Consider the following 20,914-nt stretch of genomic DNA (forward strand, 5'->3'; position numbering starts at 1 on the left):
CTTATCTGTGAACTAGACTGCGCATGGACAATCATCTGTGAACTGGATTCATTGCCATGGCGCGCTCCGACATCAACCGATCCGGCGAACTGGAAGTGTTCGTGCGGGTGATCGAGACCGGGGGCTTTTCCGCAGCCGCCCGAACGTTGGAGATGACCCCGTCGGCGGTCAGCAAGCTGGTGGCGAGGCTGGAACAACGGCTGGGGACGCGCCTGCTGCAGCGTTCCACCCGCCAGCTGCAGCTGACTCCCGAGGGCTGCGCGTTCTACGAGCGCGGCCTGCGCGTGCTGGCCGACCTGGACGAGGCCGAGCGCTGCGCCAGTGCTCACGCCGAGCCGCGTGGACGCCTGCGGGTCAATTCCAACGTGCCGTTCGGCCAGCATTTCCTGTTGCCGTTGCTGCCGGCGTTCCTGCAGCGCAATCCGCAGGTAGGCGTGGACCTGACCCTCAACGACGAGGTGATCGACCTGCTGGAGCAGCGCACCGACGTGGCGGTGCGGGCCGGTCCGCTGAAGAGCTCGAGCCTGGTGGCGCGGCGGCTGGGCGCGACGCGGATGATGATCGTGGCTGCACCGGCCTACGCGCAGCGGCACGGGCTGCCACGCACTGCCGAGGAGCTGCAGTCGCACAACCGGCTGGATATCGGCCATGCGCGCGCGATGCAGGGCTGGCCGTTGCTGCAGGACGGGCGCGAACGCATGCTGCTGCCCAGTGGCAACGCCCGCGCCAGCAACGGCGATGCGCTGCGCCAGCTGGTGCTGGGTGGGTTGGGCATGGCGCGGCTGGCAGCATTCCAGGTGCAGCAGGATATTGCCGCCGGGCGCCTGCTGCCGGTGCTGGAAGAGGCCAACCCCGGTGACCTGGAAGAGGTGCACGCGGTGTTCCTGGGGCAGGGCGGCTACCTGCCGCTGCGGGTGCGCGCGTTTCTTGATTTCCTGGTGGAGAACGTCGACCTGACGCAGCCACGGGGGTAGTGCCGGCCGCTGGCCGGCAACCTCACGATCTTCGCCCACCTGTGTTGGGTTGCTGGCCAGCGGCCGGCACTACCGCGCGGAAGCCGGGCCTATGCCCGGCTCGGGCGGCGTTACACCTGCAGCAGCTTGCGCGCGGCGGCGCGCGCTTCCTTGCTCACTTCCACGCCGCCGAGCATGCGCGCCAGCTCTTCCTCGCGCGCCTTGCTGTCCAGCTTTTCCACGGCGCTCTGGGTCATGCCTTCCACCGGGGCCTTGCTGACCCGGTAATGGGCATGGCCCTTGGAGGCAACCTGCGGCAGGTGGGTCACGCACAGCACCTGGCGCTTCTCGCCGAGCGCGCGCAGCTTCTGGCCGACGATGTCGGCTACCGCGCCGCCGATGCCGGAGTCGACTTCGTCGAACACCATGGTCGGTACTGCATCCAGGTCCAGCGCGGCCACTTCGATGGCCAGCGAGATGCGTGACAGTTCGCCGCCGGAGGCCACCTTGCGCAGGGCGCGCGGCGGCTGGCCGGCATTGGCCGCGACCAGGAATTCCACGCGCTCGGCGCCCTGCGGGTCGGGCTTGCCGGCGTCCTGCGGTTCCAGCTCGATCAGGAACTGGCCGCCGCCCATGCCCAGCTCGGCGATGATGCCGGTGGTGGTGGCCGACAGCTCGGCAGCAGCGCTGCGACGGCTGGCGGTCAGCACTTCGGCCTGTGCGCGCCAGGCGGCGGCGGCCTTGTCGATCTCGCCGGCCAGGCGCTGCAGGCGTTCGTCGGCGCCGCGCAGCTGTTCCACCTCGGCGTGCATGCGCTCGCGCTGCGCACCCAGCTCGTCCATCGGCACGCGGTGCTTGCGGGCCAGGTCGTGCAGGCGGCCGAGGCGGCGCTCGTTCTCCTCGAACTGTTCCGGGTCGGCGTCGAGGTCGTCATGCACCCGGTCCAGCAGCGACAGGGCTTCGTGCAGCTGGATCGAAGCGTTCTCGATCAGGCCATCCACCTCGCCCAGGCGCGGGTCGTGCTCAATCAGGCGCGACAGCTCGTGGCGCACCTGCTGCAGCAGGTCCAGCGCGGAGCTGCCGTCGTCGCCGTTGAGCTGGTTGCTGGCGGCCTGGCAGGCGCTCAGCAGGGCGCTGGCATGGGCCTGGCGGCGGTGGCTGGCGCCGAGTGCGGCAATCGACTCCGGCTCAAGGTCTTCACGGTCCAGCTCGCGCAGCTGGTGCTCCAGGAAGCCGATCCGGTCACTGACGTCGCCCTGTTGCGACAGCGCCAGCGATTCATCGACCAATGCCTGCCAGGCCGCGGCGGCGCGTCGCACCTGGCGGCGTTCGTTCTCATTGCGCGCATAGGCGTCGAGCAGGGCCAGCTGCGACGGGCGCGTCAGCAGGGCCTGCTGTTCGTGCTGTCCGTGGATCTCCACCAGCAGCGAGGCCAGGTCGCCCAGCTGCGCCAGGGTCACCGGGCGGCCGTTGATCCAGGCCCGCGAACCGCCATCGGCGCGGATGACCCGGCGCAGCTGGCACTGCTCCTCGTCGTCCAGCTCGTTGTCGGCCAGCCACTGGCGTGCAGCCTGCAGCTGCTCCAGCGCAAACTCGGCCGAAAGCTCGGCGCGCGCGGCGCCGTGGCGGACCACGCCGCTGTCGGCGCGCAGGCCGGACAGGAAGCCCAGCGCGTCGACCATCAGCGACTTGCCGGCGCCGGTCTCGCCTGAAACCACGGTCATGCCTGGCCCGAACTCCAGTTCGGTGGCGCGGACGACGGCGAAATCCTTGATCGAAAGATGTCTGAGCATGGGTAAGGGGGTATCAGCAGCCGCGCAACGCTAGCACGCGGGCGAGGGAGGTCCAATGACTTGCCAAGGTGATGCGCCGCCATTATCTAGTGTCCGTGTCTCACAGGTTGATTCCATGCACGGTTCTCCCGACCAGCTTGCCCCGCGTGCGCGCCATCTGCTGCGCACGCTGATCGCGCGTTACATCCAGGACGGCGAGCCGGTCGGCTCGCAGACGCTGGCGCGCGTGGCCGGGCTGGAGGTCAGTCCGGCCACCATCCGCAACATCCTGGGTGACCTGGAAGACCTGGGGCTGCTGGCCTCGCCGCACACCTCAGCCGGGCGTGTCCCGACCGCGCATGGCTACCGCGTGTTCGTCGACAGCCTGCTGCAGATGCAGCCGCCGGGCGAAGGCGAGCTGGCCCGGTTGCGGCAGGAACTGGCTGGCGGCGGCAGCACCCAGGCCCTGCTCGGCAGCGCCTCGGAGCTGCTGTCGGCGATGAGCCACTTCGTCGGCGTGGTCAGCGCACCACGACGCGAGCAGTTCGCCTTCCGCCAGATCGATTTTGTGGCGCTGGACGGGCGCCGGGTGCTGGCGATCCTGGTGTTTGCCGACAACGAGGTGCAGAACCGCGTCATCGAGACCCGGCAGGAGTTCGCGCCGGGCCAGCTGGAGCAGGTCGCGAACTACCTCAATGCCCATTTCGCCGGCCTGCCGATGGCCGAGATCCGCACCCGACTGCTGCTGGAACTGCGCGATGCCCGCTCCGAGCTGGAACAGCTGCTGGCGCACAGCATCGAGCTGGCCGAGCAGGCCCTGCAGCCGGCGGCCGACGACATGCTGGTGGCCGGCCAGACCCGCCTGATGGGGGTGCAGGACCTGTCCGACCTGGAGCGCCTGCGCGAGCTGTTCGAGCTGTTCTCCAGCAAGCGCGAGATCCTGCAGCTGCTGGAGCGGACCATCCAGGCGCCCGGCGTGCGCATCTTCATCGGCGAGGAGACCGGGATGATGCCGCTGCAGGGCGTCTCGCTGGTCACTGCCCCTTACACGGCCAATGGCCAGGTGCTGGGCGTGCTGGGGGTGATCGGCCCCAAGCGGATGGCCTACGACCGCGTGATCCCGCTGGTCCAGGCTACCGCCGATGTACTGGGCGCGGCGTTTTCGCCAGCCGGCCGCCCGCCGGGAACATCCGACGCTTGAAACGCAGCATCCCGCCCACACTAGGGTGGGTGGAGGCGGAGATTGACCGCCAGGGACCCAGACATGAACCACGAACAGCCAGATATCGAATCCCAGCAGAGTGCCGCCGATGCGGCCGCCACCGCCGGCGTCAACGACGAAGTCGAGCGCCTGCGCGCCGAAATCGAACAGGTCAAGGCCGATGCCCTGCGTGAGCGCGCCGACCTGGAGAACCAGCGCAAGCGCGTTGCCCGTGACATCGAACAGGCCCGCAAGTTCGCCAACGAGAAGCTGCTGGGCGATCTGCTCCCCGTGTTCGACAGCCTGGATGCCGGCCTGAAGGCCGCCGGCGACGACCCGCACCCGCTGCGCGAAGGCCTGGAGCTGACCTACAAGCAGCTGCTGAAGGTGGCCGCCGACAACGGACTGGTCCTGCTGGACCCCATCGGCCAGCCGTTCAACCCGGAACACCACCAGGCCATCAGCCAGGTGCCGACGCCGGGCGCCGCCCCGGGCAGCGTGGTGACCGTGTTCCAGAAGGGCTACCTGCTCAACGAGCGCCTGCTGCGGCCGGCGCTGGTGGTGGTGGCCGCCGATTGATGGACCAGGCCGGGCTTTGCCCGGTCCCGGTTGTGCCAGGCCATGCCTGGCAAGGTTTTCCAGGCGCTGAACACAGCGTTCGGGAGACGGCTTGAATGTTCCACGAGCCTCCCCCACATCGTATTCATCCACCGGCCGAACGGCCGGACTGACACCAACAAGCATCCTCAGGAGTCTCCCCCATGGGCAAGATCATTGGTATCGACCTCGGCACCACCAACTCGTGCGTGGCGATCATGGACGGCGGCAAGGCCCGCGTCATCGAGAATTCGGAAGGCGATCGCACCACCCCGTCGATCGTCGCCTACACCAAGGACGGCGAAGTCCTGGTCGGCGCCTCGGCCAAGCGCCAGGCCGTGACCAACCCGAAGAACACCTTCTACGCGGTGAAGCGCCTGATCGGCCGCAAGTTCACCGACGCCGAAGTGCAGAAGGACATCGCGCACGTCCCGTACAGCATCCTGGCCCATGACAATGGCGACGCCTGGGTGGCCACCAGCGACGGCAAGAAGATGGCTCCGCAGGAAATCTCGGCCAAGGTGCTGGAAAAGATGAAGAAGACCGCCGAGGACTTCCTCGGTGAGAAGGTCACCGAAGCGGTCATCACCGTGCCGGCCTACTTCAACGACAGCCAGCGCCAGGCAACCAAGGACGCCGGCCGCATCGCCGGCCTGGACGTCAAGCGCATCATCAACGAGCCGACCGCGGCCGCGCTGGCCTATGGCCTGGACAAGGGCGACAACAAGGATCGCAAGATCGTGGTGTACGACCTGGGCGGCGGCACCTTCGACGTCTCGGTGATCGAGATCGCCAACGTCGACGGTGAAAAGCAGTTCGAAGTGCTGGCCACCAACGGCGACACCTTCCTGGGTGGCGAAGACTTCGACAACCGCGTCATCGAGTACCTGGTTGAAGAGTTCAACAAGGACCAGGGCATCGACCTGCGCAAGGATCCGCTGGCCCTGCAGCGCCTGAAGGATGCTGCCGAGCGCGCCAAGATCGAGCTGTCCAGCGCCCAGCAGACCGAAGTGAACCTGCCGTACGTCACCGCTGACGCGTCGGGTCCGAAGCACCTGAACATCAAGCTGACCCGCGCCAAGCTGGAAGCACTGGTGGACGACCTGATCAAGAAGTCGATCGAGCCGTGCCGCGTCGCCCTGAACGATGCCGGCCTGCGTTCGAGCGACATCAGCGAAGTGATCCTGGTCGGCGGCCAGACCCGCATGCCGAAGGTGCAGCAGGCGGTGACCGAGTTCTTCGGCAAGGAACCGCGCAAGGACGTCAACCCGGACGAAGCCGTGGCACTGGGTGCTGCGATCCAGGGCGGCGTGCTGGGCGGCGACGTCAAGGACGTGCTGCTGCTGGACGTGACCCCGCTGTCGCTGGGCATCGAGACCATGGGCGGCGTGTTCACCAAGATCATCGAGAAGAACACCACCATCCCGACCAAGGCCTCGCAGGTGTTCTCCACCGCCGAGGACAACCAGTCGGCCGTGACCGTGCACGTGCTGCAGGGTGAGCGCGAACAGGCCCGCTTCAACAAGTCGCTGGCCAAGTTCGACCTGTCCGGCATCGAGCCGGCCCCGCGTGGCCTGCCGCAGGTGGAAGTGTCCTTCGACATCGACGCCAACGGCATCCTGCACGTGTCGGCCAAGGACAAGAAGACCAACAAGGAACAGAAGGTCGAGATCAAGGCCGGTTCGGGCCTGTCCGAGGAAGAGATCGCGCGCATGGTCGCCGACGCGGAAGCCAACCGCGAAGAAGACAAGAAGTTCCAGGAACTGGTGCAGGCCCGCAACCAGGCCGACGCCCTGATCCACGGCACCCGCAGCGCCATCACCGAGCACGGCAGCAAGGTCGGCGGCGATGTCATCGGCAAGGTCGAGGCGGCCCTGGCCGACCTGGAAACCGCGATGAAGGGTGACGACAAGGCACAGATCGAAGCCAAGTCGAAGGCGCTGGAAGAAGCTGGCCAGTCGCTGTTCGCCGCTGCTTCGGCCGACCAGGGCGGTGCCCCGGGTGCCGACGCCGGCAATGCCGGCAAGGCGCAGGACGACGTGGTCGACGCCGAGTTCACCGAAGTCAAGGACGACAAGAAGTCCTGATCCGGACCGACACGGGACGCTGGCCACCAGCGTCCCGTTGTCGCATCAGGGTCCTGACCGCCCACCGGCGTGTCGGGGCGCCCGACGCAAGAGCGGACCTGGTTCCGCTCTTCCGCTTTGACGAATCCCGACTTTCCGGAACCAGATCCACGATATGAGCAAGCGCGACTATTACGAAGTGCTGGGCGTTGCCCGCACCGCCACCGACGACGAGCTGAAGAAGGCGTACCGTCGCTGCGCGATGAAGTTCCACCCGGACCGCAACCCGGGTGATGCGGCGGCCGAAGCCTCCTTCAAGGAGTGCAAGGAAGCCTACGAAGTACTGTCCGATGGCAACAAGCGCCGCATGTACGACAGCCATGGCCACGCGGCGTTCGAGCACGGCATGGGCGGCGGCGGGCCGGGCGGCCCGGACATGAACGATATCTTCGGCGATATCTTCGGCAACATCTTTGGCGGCGGTGGCGGTGGTCCGCGCCAGGCGCGTCGCGGCGCCGATATCGGCTACGTGATGGAGCTGGACCTGGAAGAAGCCGTGCGCGGCGTCGAGCGCCGCATCGAGATTCCGACCCTGGCCGAGTGCGGCGACTGCGATGGCAGTGGCTCGGAAGACGGCAAGGTCGAAACCTGCAATGTGTGCCATGGCCGCGGCCAGGTGCGCATCCAGCGCGGCATCTTCGCCATGCAGCAGGCCTGCCACAACTGCGGCGGCCGTGGCCAGATCATCGCCAAGCCCTGCAAGACCTGCCACGGCAACGGCCGTGTCGAGGAAGACAAGGTGCTGTCGGTGAAGGTGCCGGCCGGCGTCGATACCGGCGACCGCATCCGCCTGCAGGGCGAGGGCGAAGCCGGTCCGGCCGGTACGCCACCGGGCGACCTGTACGTGGAAGTGCGCGTGCGCGAGCATGCGATCTTCCAGCGCGATGGCGACGACCTGCACTGCGAAGTGCCGATCCGCATCTCGCAGGCGGCACTGGGTGACACCGTGCGCGTGGCCACCCTCGGCGGCGAAGCGGAGATCCGCATTCCGGCCGAGACCCAGACCGGCAAGCTGTTCCGCCTGCGCGGCAAGGGCGTGCGTTCGGTGCGCAGCCGCAGCGAGGGCGACCTGTACTGCCGCGTGGTGGTGGAGACTCCGGTCAACCTCACCCCTGAGCAGCGCAAGCTGCTGGAACAGTTCGAAGCCACCTTCGTCGGCGAGGAAGCACGCAAGCATTCGCCGAAGTCGGCCACCTTCATGGATGGCGTGAAGGGCTTCTGGGACCGGATGACGTCCTGAGTTTTTCAACCGAAGCGTTGAGCGGCAGCGCCGGGCCATGCCCGGCGTTTTCGTTTGCGATCAGCGGAAAAACGCCGCCGGCGTCTGCCCCAGCTGGCGCTTGAACATGCTGGTGAACGCACTGGGGCTGTCGTAGCCCATCGCCAGCGCGACATCGATGACCTTGTCGCCGACCGCCAGCCGCTCCAATGCGGCCAGCAGTCGCGCCTGCTGTCGCCACTGGCCGAAGGTCATGCCCAGCTCGTGGGCGAAGTGGCGCTGGATGGTTTTCACGTCCACTTCCAGCGCCTGTGCCCAGTCCTGCAGCGTGGCGTCGTCGCCGGGGCGCTTCTGGATGTGCTGGCAGATCCGCTGCAGGCGCGGGTCGGTGGGCGAGGGCAGGTGCAGCGGCAGTACGTCCATGCGATGCAGTTCGTCCAGCAGCAGGCGCACCACGCGGCCATCGCGGCTGTCTTCGATGTGCTCGCCCTTGATCAGGGTGGCTGCCTGCAGCAGTTCGCGCAGCAGCGGTGCCACCTGTACCGCGAACGGTTCGGCCGGCAACTGCGGGGCGAACGACGGATCGATGTACAGGCTGCGCATGTGCACGGCGGCAATGCAGTCCACCGCGTGCACCATGCCCGCCGGCATCCAGATCGCACGGGTGGAGGGCACGACCCAGCGACCGACTTCCGAGCGCACCACCATCAGCCCCGAGATGGCATAGACCAGCTGGTGGCGCTGGTGCTTGTGGCCTGCGATATGGGTGCCTGCCGGGTACTGGGTAACCCGGTAGGTGACCGGACGATGCAGTGGCACATCACGCCACGGCGCAGCCGGGTCGACATCGCCGGCAATGTCCTTTTTGCGATAGGCCATGACCCGAACGCGGCAGAAGGGAGGGGAGGGCAACCGTAGCATGCGTGGCTCGCCCCCAACCTGACTGCGTCCATGTCCGCCTTGGCTTCTCCCGCAACGACCTCACGTCCGGTGGCTCCCGGTGTGCTGGCAGCTATTTCCACCTCGCATGTCGTCAACGACATGATGCAGTCGCTGATCCTGGCCATCTATCCAGTGATCAAGGGCGGCTTCAACCTGAGCTTCACCCAGATCGGCCTGATCACGCTGACCTACCAGCTGACCGCTTCGATCTTCCAGCCACTGGTTGGCGCCGCCACCGACCGTCGCCCGGCGCCGTACTCGCTGCCGATCGGCATGGCCTCGACCCTGTGCGGCATGCTGCTGCTCGGCTTCGCGCCCAACTATGCGGTGGTGCTGATGGCTGCGGCGATGGTCGGCATTGGTTCGGCCATTTTCCATCCGGAAGCATCGCGCATTGCGCGGCTGGCCTCGGGTGGCCGCCATGGCTTCGCGCAGTCGGTGTTCCAGGTGGGTGGCAATTTCGGTACCGCGCTCGGTCCACTGATTGCTGCAGCCGTGATCGTGCCGCATGGCCAGCATGCCGCGTCGTGGTTTGCCGGCGCCGCGCTGATCGGCATTGCACTGCTGACCTATGTCGGCCGCTGGTATGCGCTGCACCTGGGCACCCCGCGCCCGGCCAGCACCGCCTCGATGGCGCCGCGCCATCCCCCGCGCACCGTGGCCAAGGTGCTGGCGATCCTGCTGGTGCTGATCTTCAGCAAATACTTCTACATGGCCAGCATCGGCAGCTACTTCACCTTCTACCTGATCCACCATTTCGGCATTCCCGTGGCGCAGGCGCAGCTGCACCTGTTCGCATTCCTGGTGGCGTCCGCGGCCGGCGGCTTCCTGGGTGGCCCGCTGGGCGATCGCATCGGCCGCAAGCCGATCATCTGGACCTCGATCCTGGGCGTTGCGCCGTTCGCACTGATGCTGCCGCATGCCGATCTGTTCTGGACCACGGTGCTGGCGGTGCTGATCGGTTTCGTGTTGTCTTCGGCGTTCTCGGCCATCGTGGTCTATGCCCAGGAGATGATGCCGCACCGCATCGGCATGGTGTCCGGCCTGTTCTTCGGCTTTGCGTTCGGCATGGGTGGACTGGGTGCTGCCGTGCTCGGCCTGCTGGCGGACAAGACCAGCATCGAGTACGTCTACCAGTTGACTGCGTTCCTGCCGCTGCTCGGCATCGTGGCGGCGTGGCTGCCGCCGTCGCGGCCTGCTGTTCACTGAGGGGTGCTTCTTTTTGCAGGGCTGCGCCCTGCACCCGCAGAGGCAACGGCAAAAGCCAAAGCGCGCTATCCGTGGATTGGCGGGGTGGGGTCGGTTGAGGGGGACACTGCAAGTACGTCCATGTAGCTCGGTCGCGCCGTTTTCCGCGATCTGTCGGAACAGCGTTCTGCTTTGGTGGGTGCCGACCGTTGGTCGGCACGGGGTCGGATATCGATATTTGACAGACGTGTCGATCAACGGACGACACCTACCAACAGCCGCAGTTGCCAGTAGAGCCACGCCATGCGTGGACGAATTCATTCGGTATCCGACAGATGTGCCGACCAACGGTCGGCACCCACCAGCAGCTGTCGGCCAACTGTCGAAGGTGGGGCGGTGTGGGTTGGCAGGACCGTTGGCGCCATGGATGGCGCCATCGAGCCCCCATGGACGGGTTTACGGCGTGTCCTGACCACCCACACCGCCCCGCCATCCCACGGATAGCCCGCTCTGGCTTTTGATGTTGACGTTGATTCTGCAGGTGCAGGGCTGCAAGCCCTGCCGAACCGCCCACCGGGCGTAGAATGCGGCCATGAGCGAATCCCTTGATAACCACCTGGTCCACGGCCGCCGCCAGCGGCCCGACGGCCCGTCGCCGATCGATGTCATCTCGGTCCAGTCGCAACTTGTCTACGGCCACGCCGGCAACAGCGCCGCCGTGCCGCCGATGCGCGCTCTCGGCGTGCGCGTAGCAGAAATTCCGACCGTGTTGCTCAGCAACGCGCCGTTCTACGACACCACGCGCGGTCGCGTGCTGCCCGCCGACTGGTTCGCCGACCTGCTGCTGGGCACCCACGAGCGCGGCCTGCCGCAGCGGGCGAAGATGCTGGTGTCCGGCTACTTCGGCAGCACCGCCAACGGTGCGGCCTTCGCCGACTGGCTGGACGACATCCTGCCGGCCTGCCCGCAGCTGCGTTACTGCCTGGATCCGGTGATTGGTGATACCCACACCGGCCCCTACGTGGAACCGGGCCTGGAAGCGATCTTCGCCGAGCGCCTGCTGCCGCATGCCTGGCTGGTGACCCCGAACGCCTTTGAACTCAATCGCCTCACCGGTATGCCGGCGCTCGCCGAGGCCGATGCCATCGCCGCCGCACGCACGCTGCTGGATCGTGGCCCGCACTGGGTGATCGCGCACAGCGTGGGCGGCACCCCGGGTGAACTGGTGACCCTGGCTGTCGGCCGCGAGGAGACCTGGCGCTGGACCTCGCCCCTGCTGCCGGTGGACGTGGCCGGTACGGGTGATGTGCTGATGTCGCTGGTGGTGTCGTTCCTGCTGCGCGGCGAATCGATGCAGCAGGCGATCTCGCGTGCGATTGCCGGCACCCACGCGGCCCTGGAGGCGACCCTGGACAACGGCTTCGAAGAATTCGACGTGATCGCTGCAGCGCCTGCCGCGCTGGCCGAGGGGACGCGCTTCCGCGCCGAACGCGTGGCATGAGCGGCCTGCTCGAACGCACGCCGCGCACGGTCGGCATCGTCGGCAGTGCCGGCGCCTACGGACGCTGGCTGACCCGCTTCTTCCAGCAGCACATGCAGCTGCGGGTCATCGGCCATGATCCGGCTGATCCGGGCTCGCATACGCCGGAACAGCTGCTCGCGCAGGCCGATGTGCTGGTGTTCTCGGCGCCGATCCGGCATACGCCGGCGTTGATCGCCGAGTACGTGCGGCAGTCGGCCGGCCGCGAGCAGGACCGCCTGTGGCTGGATGTGACCTCGGTGAAGGAGGCGCCGGTGCAGGCGATGCTGGCCTCGCAGGCCGAGGTGGTCGGGCTGCACCCGATGACCGCGCCACCGAAAGCGCCGACACTGAAGGGTCGGGTGATGGTGGTCTGCGAAGCGCGGCTGCGGCACTGGCAGCCATGGGTCGATTCGCTGTGCACGGCGCTGCAGGCTGAGTGCGTGCGGGCCACGCCGCAGCATCACGACCAGATGATGGCGCTGGTACAGGCGATGGTGCATGCCACCCACCTGGCCCAGGCCGGCGTGCTGCGCCAGTACCAGCCGCAGCTGGGCGACCTGGCCGCGATGATGCCGTACCGGTCGGCATCGTTCGAACTGGATACGGCGATCATCTCGCGCATCCTGTCGCTGAACCCCGCGATCTACGAGGACATCCAGTTCGGCAATCCGTACGTGGCGCCGATGCTGGAGCGCTTGATCGGCCAGCTGCAGGCCCTGCAGGCCCAGGTCGGGCAGGGCGACGACACTGCACGCAGTGCATTCCGTGAGCAGCTGCTGTCGGCCAACCACAGTGCCTTCGGCGAGCAGGCACTGGCCGAGGGCAACTACACCTTTGAACGCGTGGGCTATCTGCTGGCTGACCTGACCGAGCGCAATGCGTTGTCGGTGCACCTGCCGGAAGATCGGCCGGGCTCACTGCGTGAACTGCTGAACGTGTTCGAGCAGCACCGCATCAGCCTGGCCTCGATCCATTCCTCGCGCACGCCTGGCGGCGAAGTGCATTTCCGGATCGGGTTCGTGGCCGGCAGCGATCCGGGGGCGATCAGTCGCGCGGCCGCCGAAGTGGACGCTAGCGGCATCGGGCGGGTGCTGGGCTGAGCACATTCATCCACAGGCGGTGTGGATGGTTTCTGAGCAAAGGTGTGGATAACCTCGCTCAGCCCTTGGTAGTAAAGGCTGTCAAGATGGTTGGTCAAAAATTGATCACGCTTTTTGTAGGGTCGAGCCAGGCTCGACCGCCTTTGGCAAAAAGCGTGTCGACCAAGGTCGACACCTACCAGAGGCAAAAGGCGTGTCGACAAAGGTCGATACCCACCAGAGCGGAGCGGTACGAAATCCCGTGGCGCCGGGCCATGCCCGGCGAACCTCAGATCGTCAGCCTCAGCTCACCGCCACTGGTGGTGAACTCGCGGCCGTCGCGTACCAGCGGCCGTCCATCATCCAGCTCGTAGCGTGGCGTGGCTTCGGAATGGTGCCCGCTGCCATTCGCCTCGGGCTTGAACTCGATGATGATGTGGCTTTCGCCGTTGCTGTCGACGGCGGGGAACTGACGGAACGACATCGTGCACCTCCTTCAGCGGATGCTGCTGTTGCGCGGCCAGCTTGGCCGCGCCGATGTTAGGCGGACGTCATCAATCGATGAACTGCAGGCGTGCAAGTTCAGCGTACAGTCCGCCTTCCGCCAGCAGCTGCGCGTGCGTGCCCTCGGCGACGATGCGGCCCTGGTCCATCACCACGATGCGGTCGGCCTTGAGCACGGTGGCCAGGCGGTGGGCAATGACCAGCGTGGTGCGGCCCGCCATCAGGCGTTCCAGCGCTTGCTGCACGCTGTGCTCGCTCTGCGCGTCCAACGCGCTGGTGGCTTCGTCCAGCAGCAGGATCGGCGCATCCTTCAGCAGTGCGCGGGCAATCGCCACACGCTGCTGCTGGCCACCGGACAGGCGGGCGCCGCGCTCGCCCAGCTCACTGTCATAGCCCTGCGGCAACGCGCGCAGGAATCCGTCCGCCTCGGCGGCGCGTGCGGCATCTTCCACCTCGCTGTCGCTGGCCTGCAGGCGGCCATAGCGGATGTTGTCGCGCGCGCTGGCGGCAAACAGCGTCGGCTGCTGCGGAACCAGCGCCAGCTGTCCGCGCAGCTCGGCCGGGTCGACCTGGCGCACGTCGATGCCATCCACGCAGATGCGGCCACTGGCCGGATCGTGGAAGCGCAGCAGCATCGACAGCACCGTGCTCTTGCCTGCGCCTGACGGGCCGACCAGGGCCACGGTCTCGCCCGGGCGCACGTGCAGGTTGAAATGGTCCAGCGCCGCCTGGTCTGGCCGCTGCGGGTAATGGAACACCACGTCGTCGAACCGGATCTCGCCACGCAGCGGCTGCGGCAGCACGTGCGGCTGCGCCGGCGCGCGGATCTCGATGTCTTCCTGCAGCAGTTCGCCGATGCGGCCCATGCCGCCGGCCGCGCGCTGCAGTTCGTTCCAGACTTCGGCCAGCGCACCGACCGAGCCACCACCGATCAGCGCGTACAGCACGAACTGGCCAAGGGTGCCTGCGCTGAGGCGGCCGTCGATGACATCGTGCGCGCCCAGCCACAGCACGCCGACGATGGCGCCGAACACCAGCAGGATGGCGCTGGCGGTGACCAGCGACTGCGCACCGATGCGGCGGCGGGCGGCCTTGATGGCATCGCCCAGTGCATGGTCGAAGCGGCCGCGCTCGTAGGGTTCGCGTGCATGCGCCTGCACCGTCCTTACGGCGCCCAGGGTCTCGCTGGCCAGGCTGTTCGCATCGGCGATGCGGTCCTGGCTGCTGCGCGCGACGGTGCGCAGCTTGCGCGCACCGATGATGATCGGCAGTACCGCAAGCGGAATGCCCAGCAGCGACCACGCCGCCAGCCGCGGGCTGGTGACGAACAGCATCGCCAGGCTGCCGACCACCGTGACGCTGCTGCGCAATGCCACCGACATGGTCGAGCCGACCACGCTGCGCAGCAGTTCACTGTCGGCGGTCAGGCGCGAGACCAGCTCACCGCTGCGGCTGCGGTCATGGAAGCCGGCACCGAGCTGGATGAGGTGTGCGTAGAGGCGGCTGCGCAGGTCAGCCACGACCTTTTCGCCCAGCAGCGACACGAAGTAGAAGCGCGCGGCAGTGGCCAGGGCCAGCACCACGGCCACCAGCATCAGCAGGGCGAAGGCACGGTTGATCTGGCCGCCGCTGCTGAAGCCATGGTCGATCATCTGCTTGACCGCCGGCGGCAGGCTCAGCGTGGCCGCCGAAGACACCGCCAGGGCCATCAGCCATGCGGTGAACAGGCCACTGTGGCGGCGAACGAACGGCCACAGCGTGCGCAGGCTGCCAAGGCGGCGCAGTGGCGGGGGCGAAGCGGGGGCGCCGTCCTTGTCAGTCATCCTGGTGGTCGTCTTCTATGCGGATACGATCACGAGTGGCGTCGCGCAGGCGGATTTTCAATGCGTCGACCTGATCGGCCGGCAATTCGACCCGCAGGCACACCCCGTTCGCGTCGAACTGTTCATCGCGCTTCTCCGCGCCGAACCCCGGAAGGGCCGCATGCAGGGTGCCCAGGTCTTCGAAGCCGGCCTGCAGCTGCAGCCGTGCCATGGCGACCAGCGCCAGCCGCGGCGCGGTGCGCAGGCATTCTGCGGCGGCGCCACCGTACGCCCGGACCAGGCCGCCGGCGCCGAGCTTGATGCCACCGAACCAGCGCGTCACCACCACCATCACCCGATCGAAGCCTTGCCCGTCGATCGCGGCCAGGATCGGCCGCCCGGCGGTGCCTGCCGGCTCGCCATCATCGCTGGAGCGGTAGTCCTGGCCATGCCGGTAGGCCCAGCAGTTGTGTGTGGCGTCGGCCACGGCAACCTGTTGCAGGAACGCCAGCGCTGCGGGGGCGCCGTCGATCGGCGCGGCATGGGCGATGAAGCGGCTGTGTTTGACTTCCAGCGTGTGGCTGACGGGCTGGGCGAGGGTATCGAGCATTCCCGCCATTCTACGGTGTTGCCGGGTACCCCCGCCCGTTTCAGTCGTCCAGCAGCGGGCGCAGGTCGCGCGGCAGGCGCGCTTCCGGATATTGCTGGATGTAGCGCTCCAGGCTGGCGCGGGCGAGGTCGCGCTGGTCCTGGTCACGGCGCTCGCGGATTTTCTGCAGCCACTGCCTGCGTGGCAGGCGCGCGTCGGCGTCCACCTCGGCCTGCACGGTATCCGCGCTCAGGCCCGCATCGCTGCCGCGGCGCATGATGCCCGGAGCCGAACGGCTGGGAGCCTCACGCTTCATCGAGGTGATCTCCACCCGATCCAGCGCCTCCGCCCGCTCGACCTCGGCGGCATTGGCTGCCGGTGCAGGTGCCGCGGCCGTGCGTGCTTTCAGTGCCCCGGACGCTGCCGGCGCGAATGCCGGTGCAGGTGCCGGTGCCGAGTAGGCGGCGGGTGCCGGTGGCGCAGGCGGCGCTGCGGCCGGTGCTGCCGTCGGCGCCGGCGGGAGGGCCGCAAAGGCGGTATCGGCGGCGGCATCCGCAGCCATCGATCGTGCAGCCTGGGCCGGCGCTTCAGCGGTCTCGGCCGGCGCCGGCTCGGGCGCGCGTGCGATGGCCGGTGCCGGGGCAGCGGCAACAGGGGCGGCCTCGGGTGCTGCGGGCGCAGCGCTTGGTTCGGCGGTCGCCACAGCGCTGTCGGCTGCACTGCGGTCAGCGGCCTGATCGGCAGCCGCAACGTCTTCTGCCGCTGCCGGTGCCGCAGCAACAGCGGCCTCACCGGCCGGAACCGGCGGCGGTTCCGGACGCAGCTGCCAGGCGATGCCGATGGCAAACACCATCGAGGCGGCGATGCCGAACACCGCCGGCCAACGCGGGCGTGTGCGCTGCGTGCGCGGCGCCTCGGGAGAGGCGACCGCATCGGCGGCCGGCGCGTCCACGGCAGCGCGGGCCGCGGCCAGGATGGCAGCGTCCAGTGCGGCGGGCGGAGCCTGCTCGGCGCGACGGCCGAGCAGCCGGGCCAGCTCGCGTTCTTCCGGCGTCAGCGGTTCGTCTCGGTTCATGCGTTCAATCCCGCACGCAGCTTGTCCATCGCATAGCGCAGCCGCGATTTCACGGTTTCCCGGCCTACGCCGGTGATCTGGCCGATCTCCTCCAGGCTCAGTTCCTGATCCAGCCGCAGTTGCAGCACTTCGCGCTGCTCAGGCGGCAGTAGTTCCATCGCCAGCTGGATGCGGCGACGTTGTTCGAATTCGGAAAGCTCGCCTTCCGGGGTCTGCCCATCCTCGATCGCGGCCAGGCGCAGATCGGCATCGGCCGGGGCAGCCGGGCGGTGGCGGGCGGCGCGCCAATGGTCGTTCAGGCGGTTGTGGGCGATGCGGAACAGCCAGGTGCTGAACGCCGCGTCCGGTTGCCACCCGGCACGGGCGCTGATCACCCGCTGCCAGACGTCCTGGAAGATCTCCTCGGCCAGCGCGGTGTCGCGCAGTTGCCGCAGCAGGAAGCCGAACAGGCGCTTGCGGTGGCGCCCATACAGGCTTTCGAACGCGCGCAGGTCGCCACCGGCCCAGGCCAGCATCAAGGCTTCATCGGTTGGCAGTGCGCTGGCTTCCACGGCGTACAGGGTAAGGCCTGCAGGCGGTGGCGCATAGCCGGTGGCAGGGGCGGGCAGGGCGAGGTTCATGGCATGGAAGCAGCTACGGACAGCACGAAAAACGTACGGGCGCACGATTCGGGGTTTACGGGCTTCCATTGCCCCCCGGGTGGCGCGCTATGCTCGGCGGCTCAGGGGAGGCGACGCACAGACGGCGCCAAGAGATTGTCATTTGTCCACGCATGCTGAATCGGCGGAAGAGCCACTACACGAGGCCGTGTTGAGCACGGCGCTGGTGCGCGCGTTGCATGCGCTTTTGCCGGAAACGGCCGTGGTCCGCGTTGGCTGGGACGACCCGCAGCTGGGGAGTGGCCGAGGGGGCTGGCCCTTGCTTGCGATTGACAGCGCTGCGTCCGTGGAGCCCGCCACCGGCGATGGCCAGCACGGCTGGGAGTATGACGGTGCGCGGCTGCTGCTGTCGGTTGCGGGCGCGGTGCCTTCACCCGCGTGGTGGGGGCTGGCCCGGCAGGCGATGGAGCTGGCGCTGCAGCGCGGCCGCCAGGCCGGCCAGATCAAGGCACTGGAAGAGGCCGAACGGCTGCAGCAGGCCCTGTTCCAGATTGCAGATCTGGCCGGTGCCGACCTGGAAATGCCCGAGATGCTGCGCCATGTGCATGGTGTGCTGGGCACGCTGATGTATGCCGAGAACTGCTACATCGTGGAATACGACGATGTGCGCGACCAGATCCGCTTCCTGTACTTCGCCGATCAGGTCGATGACTTCGTCGCCGATCCCACGCAGAGCCATGACGCCAGCGAGATGCCGCGCAGCCTGACCGTGGCGCTGTTGCGCCATGGCAAGCCGCTCAGTGGTCCCTCGCGCAGACTGCTGGCGCAGGTGATGGAACAGGAGCATGACCCGCAGCGTGGGCCCGAAAGCCTGGACTGGCTGGGCGTGCCGATGCTGCGCGACGGCCGCGTCTGCGGCGCCATCGTGGTTCAGAGCTATGAACAGGCAGCCCGCTATGGCGAGGCCGAGCGCGCATTGCTGGGCTTCGTTGCGCAGCACGTACAGACCGCGATGGACCGGCGCCAGGCGCAGGTGCGGCTGGAGCAGCAGGTGGCGCGGCGCACCCAGGAACTGCAGCGCGCCAACCGCAGCCTGCAGGATGAGGTGGCCGAGCGTCGCCGTGCCGAACAGTTGCAGATCGCGCTGTACAACATCGCCGAGATGGCGATGTCGGCCGACAGCCTGGACCAGTTCTATGGTCAGGTGCATGGGGTGGTCGGGCGCTTGCTCGACGCACGCAATTTCTACATCGCTCTGGTCAACCCGGCCGGCAACGGCCTGGACTTCGTGTATTCGGTGGACGAGCACAATGCCAGCCGCGCGCCACGGCCGTTCAGCCGGGGCCTGACCGAATACGTGGTGCGCAACCGGCGCCCGCTGCTGGCGTCACGCGCGCAGATCGATGCGCTGCTGGCCAGTGGTGAAGTGCGCGAGTCCGGCGCGCGCTCGCATTGCTGGCTGGGCGTGCCGTTGCTGCGCGACGATGAGGTGGTGGGTGCGATCGTGGTGCAGAGCTACAGCGAGAACAGCACGTTCAGCGTGCACGATCAGCGGCTGCTGACCTTCGTTGCGCAGAACATCGGAACCGGGCTTGCGCGCCAGCGCGACCAGCAGCGGCTGCGTTCGGCACATGCCGAGCTGGAAAAGCGCGTTGAGGAACGCACCCGCGAACTGGCCGAGGACAACGAAAAGCTGCTTGGGCAGATCGGTGAGCGCCTGCGTGCCGAGCAGCGCCTGACCCACCAGGCCATGCACGATGCGCTGACCGGCCTGCCCAACCGCCTGCACCTGCTGGATCGCCTGCAGGATTCACTGGCGCTGGCCAAGCGTGAGGGCGGACCGGTGTTCGCCGTGCTGTTCCTCGATCTGGATCGCTTCAAACTGGTCAACGACAGCATCGGCCATGCCGCCGGCGACCGCATGCTGGTGGAAGTGGCCAAGCGCATCGTGTCGATGGCAGGTACCGAAGATGTGGTGGCACGGCTCGGCGGTGGTGAGTTCGCTGTGCTGCTGCAGTGCCCGCAGGGCCTGGCGCAGGCACTGGATTTCGGCCAGCGGCTGCTGCTGGCGTTGCAGGAATCGATGTGGATCGCCGGGCGCGAACTGTTCCCGTCCGGCAGCCTGGGCATTGCCCTGTGGAATCCGCGCTACCGCACCGGAGAAGAGCTGCTGCGCGATGCGGATGCGGCCATGTACCGGGCCAAGGCGCAGGGCCATGACCGCTGTGCGATCTTCGACGAGGACATGCGCGAAGAAGCCATGCGCAGCCTGGACCTGGAAGCCGATCTGCGCCGTGCGATCAACAACCGCGATTTCGTGCCGTTCTACCAGCCGATCGTGCGCTTGTCCGACGGTGAAGTGGTCGGCCACGAGGCGCTGCTGCGCTGGCAGCATGAGCGCCGTGGCCTGCTGCTGCCCGGCGCGTTCCTGGAGCTGGGTGAAGAGAGCGGCCTGATCGAACAGGTGGACTGGCTGATCTACGAGCAGGTCATCGCGGGGCTGGCACGGGGAGGCGAAGGCTACGTCTCGGTGAACGTATCGCCCCGGCATTTCCGCTCGGCAGAGTTCAGTGATCGCCTGTTCGGCCTGCTCGACAGCTGTGGTGCCGATCCGCGCCGGCTGCGCCTGGAAATCACCGAGGTGGCGTTGCTGGACGACGGCCCGCACACGCTGCGCATTCTGCAGGGCCTGCGCGAGCGCGGCATCCAGGTGCAGCTGGACGATTTCGGTACCGGGTTCTCCGCGCTGTCCTACCTCCACCGTTTCCCGATCAGCACGCTGAAGATCGACCAGAGCTTCATCGCCGGCCTGCACGGTCCGGAAGTGCAGAGTACGCGGGCGCTGGTGGAAGGCGTGCTGTCGCTGGCGCGCACGCTGGGCATTGAGACCATTGGCGAAGGCATCGAGACCGACGCGCAGCGGCAGACCCTGCGTGAACTGGGCTGCGACTACGGCCAGGGCTACCTGCTGGGGCGGCCCGCGCCGTGGGCGCACGCGGCGGCCTGAGCCACCGCGTGCAGCTGCATCATCGCAGGGCGGCGCGGCGCTTCTCGTCGATCCACTTCGAGGCCTGGGCCGGCTGGTAGTTCTTCATCCACTCCAGCATCTCTTCGATGTCCGAGCCGTACCACAGGTCCTGGCGCTGGTCCGGATGCAGGAAGCGTTCTTCCACCATGCGATCGATCATGCCGATCAGCGGGGCGTAGAAGCCGTCCACATCGAGGAATGCGCATGGCTTGTTGCCGATGCCCAGCTGGCGCCAGGTCAGCATCTCGAAGATCTCTTCCATGGTGCCGAAGCCGCCGGGCAGGGCGACGAAACCGTCGGCAAGATCGAACATGCGCGACTTGCGCTCATGCATCGAACCGACGATCTCCAGTTCGGTCAGGCCACGGTGGGCCACTTCCCAGTCGGCCAGCTGGCGCGGGATCACGCCGGTCACCTCGCCGCCAGCGGCGAGCACGGCATTGGCCACGGTTCCCATCAGGCCGACGTTGCCGCCGCCATACACCAGGCGCAGGCCGTCGCGGGCGATGCGGTCACCCAGGGCAATGGCGCGTTCGGTGTAGGCCGGCTTGCTGCCAGCGTTGGAACCACAGTACACACAGATCGATTTCATGGATCTTCCTGTCTCTTGGCCGGAAACGAAAACGCCCCGTCGCCAACCGCAGGGCGGTCGGGGACGGGGTGTCCTTGGATTATGAGCCCTTCTGTAGAGCCGAGCCATGCTCGGCTGCTCTTCGTT

At 67.6% G+C, this 20,914-nt stretch carries 17 protein-coding genes; 9 read left to right on the forward strand and 8 right to left on the reverse strand.

Features of this window, described 5'->3' with window-relative positions; genetic code table 11:
- The first annotated feature begins 56 nt into the window (after positions 1-56).
- Positions 57-974 (forward strand): LysR family transcriptional regulator, encoded by a 918-nt coding sequence (locus O0K41_RS04260; protein ID WP_005409237.1) that lies wholly within the window; start codon positions 57-59, stop codon positions 972-974.
- A 110-nt stretch (positions 975-1,084) separates the two neighbouring features.
- Here O0K41_RS04260 and recN read toward each other — a convergent pair whose 3' ends face one another.
- Positions 1,085-2,746 carry a DNA repair protein RecN gene (gene recN, locus O0K41_RS04265; protein ID WP_049404573.1) on the reverse strand — a complete coding sequence of 554 codons (1,662 nt, stop codon included), beginning with the start codon at positions 2,744-2,746 and terminating at the stop codon, positions 1,085-1,087.
- A 115-nt stretch (positions 2,747-2,861) separates the two neighbouring features.
- Here recN and hrcA point away from each other — a divergent pair, with 115 nt between their 5' ends.
- From hrcA to dnaJ, 4 genes are all read left to right on the forward strand, one after another.
- Entirely contained in the window at positions 2,862-3,926 is a 1,065-nt protein-coding gene (hrcA, locus tag O0K41_RS04270) for a heat-inducible transcriptional repressor HrcA (RefSeq protein WP_005409239.1), read from the forward strand.
- Between the two features lie 63 nt (positions 3,927-3,989).
- Positions 3,990-4,505 carry a nucleotide exchange factor GrpE gene (gene grpE / locus O0K41_RS04275; protein ID WP_005409240.1) on the forward strand — a complete coding sequence of 172 codons (516 nt, stop codon included), beginning with the start codon at positions 3,990-3,992 and terminating at the stop codon, positions 4,503-4,505.
- Between the two features lie 182 nt (positions 4,506-4,687).
- A complete protein-coding gene (gene dnaK / locus O0K41_RS04280) occupies positions 4,688-6,610 on the forward strand; it encodes a molecular chaperone DnaK (RefSeq protein WP_005409241.1) in 1,923 nt (640 codons plus the stop codon).
- Between the two features lie 154 nt (positions 6,611-6,764).
- On the forward strand, positions 6,765-7,889 hold the full coding sequence (gene dnaJ, locus O0K41_RS04285; protein ID WP_005409242.1) for a molecular chaperone DnaJ: 1,125 nt from the start codon (positions 6,765-6,767) through the stop codon (positions 7,887-7,889).
- 60 nt (positions 7,890-7,949) lie between these two features.
- Here the strand turns inward: dnaJ and O0K41_RS04290 are convergent, their stop codons facing one another.
- The gene (locus tag O0K41_RS04290; RefSeq protein WP_049449244.1) at positions 7,950-8,747 is read right to left on the reverse strand and encodes a helix-turn-helix transcriptional regulator; all 798 of its coding nucleotides are present in this window, start codon (positions 8,745-8,747) and stop codon (positions 7,950-7,952) included.
- Positions 8,748-8,819: 72 nt separating this feature from the next.
- On the opposite strand from O0K41_RS04290, the gene O0K41_RS04295 reads away from it, so the two are divergent.
- From O0K41_RS04295 to O0K41_RS04305, 3 genes are all read left to right on the forward strand, one after another.
- The gene (locus O0K41_RS04295; RefSeq protein ID WP_032966631.1) at positions 8,820-10,019 is read left to right on the forward strand and encodes an MFS transporter; all 1,200 of its coding nucleotides are present in this window, start codon (positions 8,820-8,822) and stop codon (positions 10,017-10,019) included.
- Between the two features lie 571 nt (positions 10,020-10,590).
- A complete protein-coding gene (pdxY, locus tag O0K41_RS04300) occupies positions 10,591-11,499 on the forward strand; it encodes a pyridoxal kinase (protein ID WP_049430620.1) in 909 nt (302 codons plus the stop codon).
- The gene (locus tag O0K41_RS04305; protein WP_149500936.1) at positions 11,496-12,620 is read left to right on the forward strand and encodes a prephenate dehydrogenase; all 1,125 of its coding nucleotides are present in this window, start codon (positions 11,496-11,498) and stop codon (positions 12,618-12,620) included. Before pdxY ends, O0K41_RS04305 begins: the two co-directional genes overlap by 4 nt.
- Positions 12,621-12,888: 268 nt before the next feature.
- On the opposite strand, the gene O0K41_RS04310 is transcribed toward O0K41_RS04305, so the two are convergent.
- From O0K41_RS04310 to O0K41_RS04330, 5 genes are all read right to left on the reverse strand, one after another.
- Entirely contained in the window at positions 12,889-13,083 is a 195-nt protein-coding gene (locus tag O0K41_RS04310; protein ID WP_005409247.1) for a hypothetical protein, read from the reverse strand.
- A 70-nt stretch (positions 13,084-13,153) separates the two neighbouring features.
- On the reverse strand, positions 13,154-14,926 hold the full coding sequence (locus O0K41_RS04315) for an ABC transporter transmembrane domain-containing protein (RefSeq protein WP_005413014.1): 1,773 nt from the start codon (positions 14,924-14,926) through the stop codon (positions 13,154-13,156).
- The gene (locus O0K41_RS04320) at positions 14,919-15,515 is read right to left on the reverse strand and encodes a YigZ family protein (RefSeq protein WP_005409249.1); all 597 of its coding nucleotides are present in this window, start codon (positions 15,513-15,515) and stop codon (positions 14,919-14,921) included. The genes O0K41_RS04315 and O0K41_RS04320 overlap by 8 nt, the downstream gene beginning before the upstream one ends.
- A 40-nt stretch (positions 15,516-15,555) precedes the next feature.
- On the reverse strand, positions 15,556-16,569 hold the full coding sequence (locus tag O0K41_RS04325) for a hypothetical protein (protein WP_088436993.1): 1,014 nt from the start codon (positions 16,567-16,569) through the stop codon (positions 15,556-15,558).
- Positions 16,566-17,084 (reverse strand): RNA polymerase sigma factor, encoded by a 519-nt coding sequence (locus tag O0K41_RS04330; RefSeq protein ID WP_234411849.1) that lies wholly within the window; start codon positions 17,082-17,084, stop codon positions 16,566-16,568. The genes O0K41_RS04325 and O0K41_RS04330 overlap by 4 nt, the downstream gene beginning before the upstream one ends.
- Before the next feature lie 292 nt (positions 17,085-17,376).
- On the opposite strand from O0K41_RS04330, the gene O0K41_RS04335 reads away from it, so the two are divergent.
- Complete coding sequence (locus tag O0K41_RS04335; protein ID WP_308304443.1) at positions 17,377-20,175, forward strand: EAL domain-containing protein; 2,799 nt, start codon at positions 17,377-17,379, stop codon at positions 20,173-20,175.
- A gap of 19 nt (positions 20,176-20,194) precedes the next feature.
- Here the strand turns inward: O0K41_RS04335 and O0K41_RS04340 are convergent, their stop codons facing one another.
- A complete protein-coding gene (locus tag O0K41_RS04340) occupies positions 20,195-20,788 on the reverse strand; it encodes a TIGR00730 family Rossman fold protein (protein ID WP_005409253.1) in 594 nt (197 codons plus the stop codon).
- Positions 20,789-20,914: the final 126 nt, after the last annotated feature.

Origin of the sequence: Stenotrophomonas sp. Sm2128 (genome assembly GCF_030985535.1) — a bacterium.
In the GTDB taxonomy this organism is placed as follows: domain Bacteria; phylum Pseudomonadota; class Gammaproteobacteria; order Xanthomonadales; family Xanthomonadaceae; genus Stenotrophomonas; species Stenotrophomonas maltophilia.

Coding starts and splice junctions, on each gene's coding strand:
- O0K41_RS04290 (WP_049449244.1), bottom strand. CDS start 8,747: ATGGCCTATCGCAAAAAGGACATTGCCGGCGATGTCGACCCGGCTGCG.
- dnaK (WP_005409241.1), top strand. CDS start 4,688: ATGGGCAAGATCATTGGTATCGACCTCGGCACCACCAACTCGTGCGTG.
- O0K41_RS04330 (WP_234411849.1), bottom strand. CDS start 17,084: ATGCTGGCCTGGGCCGGTGGCGACCTGCGCGCGTTCGAAAGCCTGTAT.
- O0K41_RS04305 (WP_149500936.1), top strand. CDS start 11,496: ATGAGCGGCCTGCTCGAACGCACGCCGCGCACGGTCGGCATCGTCGGC.
- O0K41_RS04325 (WP_088436993.1), bottom strand. CDS start 16,569: ATGAACCGAGACGAACCGCTGACGCCGGAAGAACGCGAGCTGGCCCGG.
- pdxY (WP_049430620.1), top strand. CDS start 10,591: ATGAGCGAATCCCTTGATAACCACCTGGTCCACGGCCGCCGCCAGCGG.
- O0K41_RS04320 (WP_005409249.1), bottom strand. CDS start 15,515: ATGCTCGATACCCTCGCCCAGCCCGTCAGCCACACGCTGGAAGTCAAA.
- dnaJ (WP_005409242.1), top strand. CDS start 6,765: ATGAGCAAGCGCGACTATTACGAAGTGCTGGGCGTTGCCCGCACCGCC.
- O0K41_RS04260 (WP_005409237.1), top strand. CDS start 57: ATGGCGCGCTCCGACATCAACCGATCCGGCGAACTGGAAGTGTTCGTG.
- O0K41_RS04315 (WP_005413014.1), bottom strand. CDS start 14,926: ATGACTGACAAGGACGGCGCCCCCGCTTCGCCCCCGCCACTGCGCCGC.
- recN (WP_049404573.1), bottom strand. CDS start 2,746: ATGCTCAGACATCTTTCGATCAAGGATTTCGCCGTCGTCCGCGCCACC.
- hrcA (WP_005409239.1), top strand. CDS start 2,862: ATGCACGGTTCTCCCGACCAGCTTGCCCCGCGTGCGCGCCATCTGCTG.
- O0K41_RS04295 (WP_032966631.1), top strand. CDS start 8,820: ATGTCCGCCTTGGCTTCTCCCGCAACGACCTCACGTCCGGTGGCTCCC.
- O0K41_RS04340 (WP_005409253.1), bottom strand. CDS start 20,788: ATGAAATCGATCTGTGTGTACTGTGGTTCCAACGCTGGCAGCAAGCCG.
- grpE (WP_005409240.1), top strand. CDS start 3,990: ATGAACCACGAACAGCCAGATATCGAATCCCAGCAGAGTGCCGCCGAT.
- O0K41_RS04310 (WP_005409247.1), bottom strand. CDS start 13,083: ATGTCGTTCCGTCAGTTCCCCGCCGTCGACAGCAACGGCGAAAGCCAC.